The following is an 8,531-nucleotide window of genomic DNA, read 5'->3' as shown; positions in this document are numbered from 1 at the left end:
TTCAACACAATATTAAAAATTAAGGACTTAATAATGGCGTATACAATTTTATACTTTATACTATAAATTTATCAGTGTAATTAGTGAATATATATTAGACCATACTGTATTTTTGGTTGTTTTTGCTCAGGGCAATGGGAATGGCATATGGCTAAAGTGGAAATATAAGTATGTATTAATTTGCACCTATTTTTTTGGGAGCGGACGCATATATGGCAAGATTGAAACGCAGTTCTACGGTATTGGATAAGGCAACGCGACGAATTGCGGGGATGCGATCGATTAGTGAAACGCTGGAATTTGGTGATGGCTTGAGTTTGACGGAGTATCAAAGGCGGATTCAAACCTTGCAAACCAAGCTATCAAGCTACAACACAATGCTTTCTACCCTAGATGAAGCGATGGGGCAAATTCAATTACTAGAGGAAGATTTGAGCAGTTATTCGGAAAAGATGTTGATGAGTGTAAGGACACGCTACGGTAAAAACAGTTTGCAGTATGTCCAGGCGGGAGGAAAGCGGCGCAAGAGTAATAAGCGTGCATCTAACACTGAACCGACTACAAGCGCGATCGCACCAAATGTAGAGCAGGCAACAACAAATGGCAAAAGTACAGAAACAGCAGTAACTTAACGTGAGTTCGACGAACCTCTCCCTCTTCGTTTCGGAGAAGGAGGAGTAGCTAAAAATTCAGCTTTTGCTCCCCTCTCCGTGTCGGCTATGCTGTACACACAAGTCTTCTAAAGTTACGCCACAGGCTTTTGATCCCCCGCAACCCCCTTAAAAAGCTATTAGACCTGCCTTGAAAATAGAGGCTGAAACAACGCAAAATCGTTCCAAGATCATTTTCATTGTTCCTTGTGAGCGCAGCTCATGGAGTCTCTTGCAAAAATATATTTTTGCACTCTTAGGGAAAAGGGTGCATGTTAAAGGGAAAGGATTTTGAGTTTTTTTACCCTTTTCCCCCGCCCCTTATCCCCAGAGGGGGCCCCACCTTCCCCTTTACCCCGACAAATGCCAAGAAGTCTATTGTGTATACACAAGTCAAATTACCCCCCTCAATCCCCCCGATGCATTGGGGGGAAGCCGGAAATCTAATTCCCTCCCCAATGCATACGGGGAGGGTTAGGGTGGGGTAAAAACCAGATTTGTAAACGACTCCAGACTTGTGTGTACACCGTAGCTTTATAAGGGGGGAAACCGGAAATCCAGTTCCCTCCTTTTTATAAGGAGAGGGTTAGGGTGGGGTAAAACTAAATTTTTACTTCAAGCGCCCAGACCGTAAAGAGTCTGAGCGCTTGAATATTAGGTTGCAGAGAAACTTCTGCTAGATTGTCGTAGAATTATGCGGGCATCATGTGCATACTTCTGCAAGACTCTGCACACTTACGGCAAGCAGCAGCACATTCCATCATTTTTGCGTCATCGCTCATCATCTCACACGCCATTGCAGTGCGATCGCACATTTCTGCACACAGCATACAAGTGCGTTCCATGAACTCAGAACCGCTCATCATCATATTCATGCACATCATGCACATTTCAGAGCAATCGCGCATCATACTCATCATGCTCATCATGCTCTTGTCCATGTGCTGACCACCTTTACTCATGCAATGAGTCATGGTTTCCATGCACATTTTATGACAGTCCATACAAACATCCATGCAAGTCTGCATTTCTGGAGTCATGGTTTCAGTCATCATCATCATCATCGGAAATACCTCCTGATTGTTTGATGCATAAAATAGTGTCCTTGAAAGGACTACTCATCACATTAGTCTTATCCTTTTAAAGAGTCAATGGGGTTTTTAATCCAGAACTTTTAAGCCTACTATCCCGATATAATTACCGGGAATTTGAACTAATTATACAGTTATTTAGTGTTGTTTTTATGAGGAATACTATACATTAGGGTTTAGAAACCCTCGCTTTAAAGTGGGGTTTATTTTGATGAGTTAAATTAACGTCGGGGATCAAAAGTTAGAGTTAAATTTAACTCGAAAATAATGTTATTGGTTTTTAACAAATGAATGCTGAGATCAAGCATTTGTAAAATTATATTAATCTCAGGTTTATTAACTTATGTTAATTTAAAGATAGATAGTCTGAAAATTCATCATTTATAATGGAATTTAAACCGCACCTAAAACAAAAGTGCCTCACAAAAAATAATTTTCACAACTTACATGAGAGAGGATAAAAAATAATACAGGTATTATCTGCTACTGATTGAACAAATGCTTGACTATCGGAATTAGGATTGAGAAATAACCTTTTAAGAAGTAGGAGTATTGATGAGTTTACCAGTTAAAGAAATTGTATTAGCACCAGGACAAGGTAATCATTTAACTACTGGGAATAGTGAAATAACATTTAAGGTAGTTGGTGCCGATACTCATGGTCACTTGGGACTGTTTGAAAACTTAATAAAGCCAGGTGGAACTGCTCCAGTGCTGCATATTCATCGACAAATGGAGGAAATGTTTTATGTTTTGTCAGGAGAAGTAGAAATTCAAGTTGGCAATCAGATAGTGCAGGGACAACCAGGAGCATTTGTGCTAGTTCCACGTAATACACCTCATACATTCGCTAACCGAGGAACTGTGCCTGCAAAATTATTAATCATGTTTTGTCCAGCAGGTGAACGCGAAAAATATTTTGAAGGGTTAGCTCTTCTTTTGAAGGATGGGCAAACACCAGACAAGGAAGCTCTTGTAGAATTGATGCGAAAATTTGATCAAGAACCAGTAGAAATTTAATTATCAGGTGTGGACGCAGGGTTTATCCCATACATAATCTGCATTCTAGCTGCGTAAGCCTGATTCCGTTCCTGCTCCTCCTGGCGTTTGGTTTCCCTGTCCTCCCGTTGCCTTTGGCGGTACTGCAACACCTGTTGAGCAAACACGACATCCTCAGTATTGAGCCGATAATATCTAACCCGCTTGCCGTCTTTAACAGGCCGCCGCGATTCGATAGACAGTCCCAGTTGTGAGAAATACTGCCTAAAATCCAGATTGGGAACTCGTCAGGGGGGATGGTGAGATTCAAGATACCCTTGATGTGCGGTGCATTGCGCTTGGAGAAATCGGCGATCGCTTGCCTCTGGTTATCCTGGTTGGCAATGGAAACCGCAGAACTCCTATCCCGGCTAAAACCTAGCAGTAACTATAATCAACTTGCTCCCGCACTACCAATACGGTTCGGATAAGCATTTTTCACTTTCCTTATGATCTGGGGAATGGGTTTGCGGGTAAAGGGGTAAGGATATATTCAAAACCTTTCCCCTTTCCCCTTTACCCTTTAACCGAACCGTATTGCCCGCACTACGAGAAGATAGCAAAAAGAACTCCAACTCGGATCAAAGTCATTGACATATTGGCAATGGTAAAGAAAACAGCGAGAACAAACACTAAAATCTGAGATTTTTCAAGAAAAGCTTGACTTGCTTTATCTAGCCTTGTAAAGTGTTTCCTAGTTTATAATTTAACATCTATAAACCGATAGATTTATCGTAGTTTATGAAAATAGCTTAACTATGCCAGTTCTTTGAATGTCTATTTAATAAACAAAATATGCGTGAAAACCATAATTTTGTTTATGAACATAAAAAATGCATATTTGACTCTAAAACCTGTAGTCTTTTGAGAGTCCTTTTAATTAGGATTAAGCAGCGATCGCAGATGTTTTGAATAACTGATTGTAACTGGTAGTTCTCATTGAAATTGGAGCAAAGCGACCATGACTGAACCACAATATGGAATTTGGATTCCGGTCTATGGAAACTGGGTACCGCTAAATCAACCCGAAGATCCATTTGATGCCAGTTATGCCAGAGCGCGATCGCTCTTTGCAGTTCTCTCCCTTTGTGCGGGAGTTAGATCGCTTTGCCGCAGAGGTGATACCAAGGGTTAAACGCTTACAACCTGTAGTATAACCTCAGAACGTCGGGGTTTATTCCGCAAAGAGTATACAGACAAGACCCTGCGCGACCATTTGGGACTGGGCAAAGCTAGCTTAACACCTCCTGTCAGGCAACCTGAACCAGTGGGTATTTGAAAGAGGCAGGAGGCAGGAAGAGCAATTCACTTATGACTGTTGACTGTTAACAAATCGCTGTCTACTCTACCTAACTAATGTTATTGCTGGGTAGATGAGTAGTCAGCAGGATATTAAAGTAATTTTATGAAGGATTAAGCCGTGGTCAAACTAATTCTACCTATAGAGCTTGCTGGCGAGATTGAGCCACACTTACCATCGGATACACGATTTGTGCGGGTAGATAGTGATGGTAATTTTGATAGTGATGCTAGTGATGCAGAAGTTTATCTTAATGGGTTCAAATTGAAGCCGACTACTCTACATAGAGTGCTGGCAGCTGCGCCTGGAATACGTTGGCAACAAACTCCTAGCGCGGGTGTGAATCACATCCTCACACCCATTTTTCTCCAACACGATATTATTTTGACTAATGGTGCGGGGGTTCATGCGATTCCGATTTCGGAATTTGTATTGACTTTGATTCTCTATCACGCCAAGCAGTTACGGCAACTGCAAGTTGCTCACGATCAACGCAGTTGGCGAAAAAGCTGGTTGGTACTGCCAGAGTTGGCAAATTCAACTGTGTTAATTCTCGGTACTGGGAATATTGGTCAGGCGATCGCATCTCGTGCTAAAGCATTTGGGGCAAGAGTTTGGGGTGGTCGCCGTCGTCCCGAACCGTTACCCAATTTCGATAAAATCGTTGGTACAGATGAATGGCACGCATTATTGCCAGAAGTTGACTATATAATTATTGCGACACCTTTGACGCCAGAAACTAAAGGCTTAATTGATGAAAAAGTGCTGCGATCGCTACCCAGTCATGCCTATTTAATTAATGTTGGTCGCGGTGCGGTTGTAGATGAATCAGCATTAACTAAAGCTCTGACTGAAGGCTGGATTGCAGGTGCAGGATTAGACACAGTTTCTATTGAACCCCTACCGCCAGAAAGTGCTTTGTGGTCTTTACCTAACCTGTTGATCACACCCCACACTTCCGCAATTTCCCCAGCATTAAAAGGGCGCATCGCCGCCTTGTTTCTCCATAATCTAGAGCGCTACCGAGCTGGTCAGCCCTTACAGAATGTAGTCAATAAGCAAGCAGGATATTAAACCGCTAGAGACAATCCAACATGACCATATTTAATAAATTCAGTAGGAGTCAAATTTTTGCTCAGTCGTTACTTAGTATTTTGTTACTAACTGCTTGTTCTTCTCCAAATTCTCAATCTCTAACCGCCTCTACTCCAACAGCCGCAAGTAATGCTAGTGCTGCTAGTAATACCTTAAAGCTTCTCTATTGGCAAGCACCAACTATTCTTAATCCCCATCTAGCTCAAGGTAACAAAGACTTTGAAGCCAGCCGAATTACTTACGAACCCTTGGCCAGCTTTGATAAAGATGGGCAACTAATCCCCTTTCTCGCAGCAGAAATTCCCTCCTTAGAGAACGGTGGAGTAGCAAAAGATGGTAAATCAGTGACTTGGAAACTCAAACAAGGAGTCAAATGGTCTGATGGTAAACCATTTACGGCTGCGGATGTGGTATTTACCTACCAATTTGTTAGTAATCCAGCTGTAGGTGCAACCACTGCTGCTAATTATCAAGCTGTCAAAAGCGTTGAAGCCTTGAACGACTATACTGTTAAAATCAATTTCCAGGAGCCTAACCCAGCTTGGTCATTGCCGTTTATTAGTTCCAATGGGTCAATCATCCCCCGTCATATATTTGAGAAATACAACGGTAGCAACGCCAGAGAAGCGCCAGCTAATCTACTTCCTGTAGCAACTGGTCCCTACAAAGTGGTGGACTTCAAGCCTGGTGATACTGTTGTCTATGAAGCTAATTCCTTTTTCCGCGAAGCAAATAAACCTTTTTTTAAGCGAGTAGAACTTAAAGGTGGTGGAGATGCAACTTCAGCTGCTAGAGCAGTATTGCAGACTGGAGATGTAGATTTTGCCTGGAACCTCCAAGTAGAAGCTCCCATCCTGAAACAGCTTGAGGCAGCAGGAAAAGGTAGATTAGATATCGTCTTCGGTTCTTATTTGGAACGGATTACTATTAATCAAACTGACCCTAACAAACAAACCAAAGACGGTGAACGCTCTAGCATAGAGTTCCCCCATCCTTTTTTTAAAGACCTGAAAGTGCGTCAAGCTTTTAATTATGCTATTGACCGTGACACTATTAATCAACAGTTATATGGTCAAACTGGTCGTGCTGTTACAAATATCGTGGTAGCACCAGATATTTATAATTCACCTAATACGAAATCTGAATTTGACTTGAAAAAAGCTGCTGCTTTATTGGATGAAGCTGGATGGAAAGATACCAACGGTAACGGCATTCGGGATAAAAATGGTGTAGATCTCAAAGTTTTGTTTCAAACTTCAGTCAACCCAGTCCGCCAGAAAACTCAGGAAATCATTAAACAATCACTAACATCTATTGGCGTGGGGGTAGAACTCAAAAGTATCGATTCAAGTATTTTCTTTTCTAGTGACCCTGCTAACCCAGATACTCTTGCTCACTTTCACGCTGATTTACAAATGTTTAGTGGTGGCAATAGTAACCCAGATCCAGGTACTTATCTGAAAGCGTGGACTTGTAATGAGATTTCCCAGAAGAAAAATAATTGGTCGAAACCGAATACTTCTCGTTACTGTAACCCTGAATATGACAAGCTTTGGTTGCAATCCAATACAGAATTAGACCCACAAAAACGCCGACAATTATTTCTTCAGATGAATGACTTGTTAATTAAAGAGCAAGCTGTAATTCCTCTAATTTCTCGCGCTAACGTTAATGGAGTTAGTAACAGACTCACTGGTATAGATTCAACTCCTTGGGACGATCGCACCTGGAATATTAAAGATTGGCGACTCAAGTAAGTAGCGAAAGTACTTTTAATAAAACAGAGAAATCTTTCATGAGGAAAATATCATGTCGGAGATTGTAAAGTCAAATATAAAAGTACGATGTTGTCTGCCATCAGATGCAGAGAGCGTCTTAAAAGTACATCGAGCAGCAATTCATGGAACTGCTTCATCGTGTTATCCAAAGGAAATTATTCAAGATTGGGCATCTCCAATTACGCCCTCTAAAATTAAGGCTTTTGCAGATAATACTGTTATTGGAGAAGAAACCCGAATCTTGGCAGAAATTAATAGCCAAATTGTGGGATTCGGTGCAATTGTTGTTAGCAATAGTGAGTTACGTGCAGTGTATGTGTCTCCGAGTTTTGGGCGTTCTGGAGTGGGAACTGCAATACTTCAAGAGTTAGAACGTTTAGCACGTGAGCGAGGATTGTCGGAATTACATTTGAACGCTTCACTCAACGCTGAACCGTTTTATCAAGTTAATGGTTATATAAATGAAGGTTTTGAAGAACATATTTTGCGTTCCGGTCGAAAAATGCCATCTGTTCGGATGAGAAAAAAATTGTAATTGAAGGCTAGTGATAATAGTGTTGTGTTTCCATGAATTTACAATAATCTCGGATCTAGTGCATCTCGTAAAGCATCACCTATATAGTTAATGCTTAACACCGTGAGAAATATTGCTGTGCCAGGGAAAATAACTATGTGGGGAGCATATTCTAGAAAGTTTTGTCCTTCATTAAGCATTCGTCCCCAAGTTGGCACATCAGGTGGAAAACCTAAACCAAAAAAGCTCAGGGTTGATTCGGTAACGATCGCAGTACTTACTGAAAGAGTAGCAGCAACTAGTACGGGACTAATGACGTTGGGCAAAATATGAACCCAAATCAACCGTGCAGGGGAAGCACCAAGGGCGCGTGCTGCTGTGACAAATTCTAACTCCCGCACTGTCAAAAAGCCTGCTCGCACTAATCTAGCCACAGACATCCAGTTGAGTCCACCAATCACGAGTACTATCAACACAAATATACCTATTTCTGGCCCGGCGATCGCCTTAATTGCATCCCGAAACAAAAATATAACTAGTAATAATAATGGCAGTCGTGGTAAAGCTAAACACAAATCTGTCAAACGCATCAAAACAATATCCAGCCAGCCGCCATAAAACCCAGCAAGTGCGCCAATCAGTGTACCGACACTCATGGCTACTAACATCGAAAAAATTCCGACTGCGATCGATATTCGTCCGCCATACAAAACTCTCGCTAATATATCCTGACCTAAATCATTAGTACCAAATGGATGTGCCCAACTAGGGCCAAGAGTCGATTGAGCAAAGTCAATTTTGTTGAGGGGAATATTATAAATAAATGGCCCAAACAAAACACTTAACACTATAATTAGCAAGACTACAATCCCAAACATAGCTTGACGATTACGACGAAACTTGCGCCATGCTTCTTGTGTGAGGGTTTCTTGCTTAGAAAGATTGGTTGGTGTTGGAGAAACTAAAAATTCGGATGGTTCTGAACTTTGATTAGGCGATCGCTTCAACATAAAAGATGTTCTACATTTAATTTGTATACTACTAACAGCCAGAGTAAGGACTCTA

The 8,531-nt window shown here is 41.4% G+C and carries 10 protein-coding genes; 7 read left to right on the top strand and 3 right to left on the bottom strand.

Going from position 1 to position 8,531, the window contains the following annotated elements:
- The first annotated feature begins 212 nt into the window (after window positions 1-212).
- Window positions 213-632, top strand: a complete 420-nt coding sequence (locus tag RMY16_RS02155) for a hypothetical protein (RefSeq protein ID WP_322734987.1) — start codon at window positions 213-215, stop codon at window positions 630-632.
- 710 nt (window positions 633-1,342) lie between these two features.
- Here the strand turns inward: RMY16_RS02155 and RMY16_RS02150 are convergent.
- Window positions 1,343-1,714, bottom strand: a complete 372-nt coding sequence (locus RMY16_RS02150) for a four-helix bundle copper-binding protein (protein ID WP_292776694.1) — start codon at window positions 1,712-1,714, stop codon at window positions 1,343-1,345.
- Window positions 1,715-2,296: 582 nt separating this feature from the next.
- Here RMY16_RS02150 and RMY16_RS02145 point away from each other — a divergent pair.
- Entirely contained in the window at window positions 2,297-2,761 is a 465-nt protein-coding gene (locus RMY16_RS02145) for a cupin domain-containing protein (protein WP_322734986.1), read from the top strand.
- Here the strand turns inward: RMY16_RS02145 and RMY16_RS02140 are convergent.
- Window positions 2,758-2,907 carry a hypothetical protein gene (locus RMY16_RS02140; protein WP_322668062.1) on the bottom strand — a complete coding sequence of 50 codons (150 nt, stop codon included), beginning with the start codon at window positions 2,905-2,907 and terminating at the stop codon, window positions 2,758-2,760. The genes RMY16_RS02145 and RMY16_RS02140 overlap by 4 nt on opposite strands.
- Window positions 2,908-3,036: 129 nt before the next feature.
- On the opposite strand from RMY16_RS02140, the gene RMY16_RS02135 reads away from it, so the two are divergent.
- The 5 genes from RMY16_RS02135 (at window position 3,037) to RMY16_RS02115 (ending at window position 7,487) form a co-directional block, all read left to right on the top strand.
- Window positions 3,037-3,210, top strand: a complete 174-nt coding sequence (locus tag RMY16_RS02135; protein WP_322734985.1) for a hypothetical protein — start codon at window positions 3,037-3,039, stop codon at window positions 3,208-3,210.
- A 530-nt stretch (window positions 3,211-3,740) separates the two neighbouring features.
- Window positions 3,741-3,914: a hypothetical protein gene (locus tag RMY16_RS02130; RefSeq protein ID WP_322734984.1), complete on the top strand. Its 174-nt coding sequence runs from the start codon at window positions 3,741-3,743 to the stop codon at window positions 3,912-3,914.
- A 285-nt stretch (window positions 3,915-4,199) separates the two neighbouring features.
- Window positions 4,200-5,153, top strand: a complete 954-nt coding sequence (locus RMY16_RS02125; RefSeq protein WP_322734983.1) for a D-2-hydroxyacid dehydrogenase — start codon at window positions 4,200-4,202, stop codon at window positions 5,151-5,153.
- A gap of 20 nt (window positions 5,154-5,173) precedes the next feature.
- Window positions 5,174-6,931 (top strand): peptide ABC transporter substrate-binding protein, encoded by a 1,758-nt coding sequence (locus tag RMY16_RS02120; protein WP_322734982.1) that lies wholly within the window; start codon window positions 5,174-5,176, stop codon window positions 6,929-6,931.
- 52 nt (window positions 6,932-6,983) lie between these two features.
- A complete protein-coding gene (locus RMY16_RS02115; RefSeq protein WP_322734981.1) occupies window positions 6,984-7,487 on the top strand; it encodes a GNAT family N-acetyltransferase in 504 nt (167 codons plus the stop codon).
- Between the two features lie 38 nt (window positions 7,488-7,525).
- Here the strand turns inward: RMY16_RS02115 and RMY16_RS02110 are convergent, their stop codons facing one another.
- Complete coding sequence (locus tag RMY16_RS02110) at window positions 7,526-8,476, bottom strand: ABC transporter permease (RefSeq protein WP_322668068.1); 951 nt, start codon at window positions 8,474-8,476, stop codon at window positions 7,526-7,528.
- Window positions 8,477-8,531 lie beyond the last annotated feature (55 nt).

The sequence above is a fragment of the Nostoc sp. DedQUE12b genome (assembly GCF_034530835.1).
In the GTDB taxonomy this organism is placed as follows: Bacteria; Cyanobacteriota; Cyanobacteriia; order Cyanobacteriales; family Nostocaceae; genus Nostoc.
This window is presented reverse-complemented; position numbering and strand designations above follow the sequence as displayed.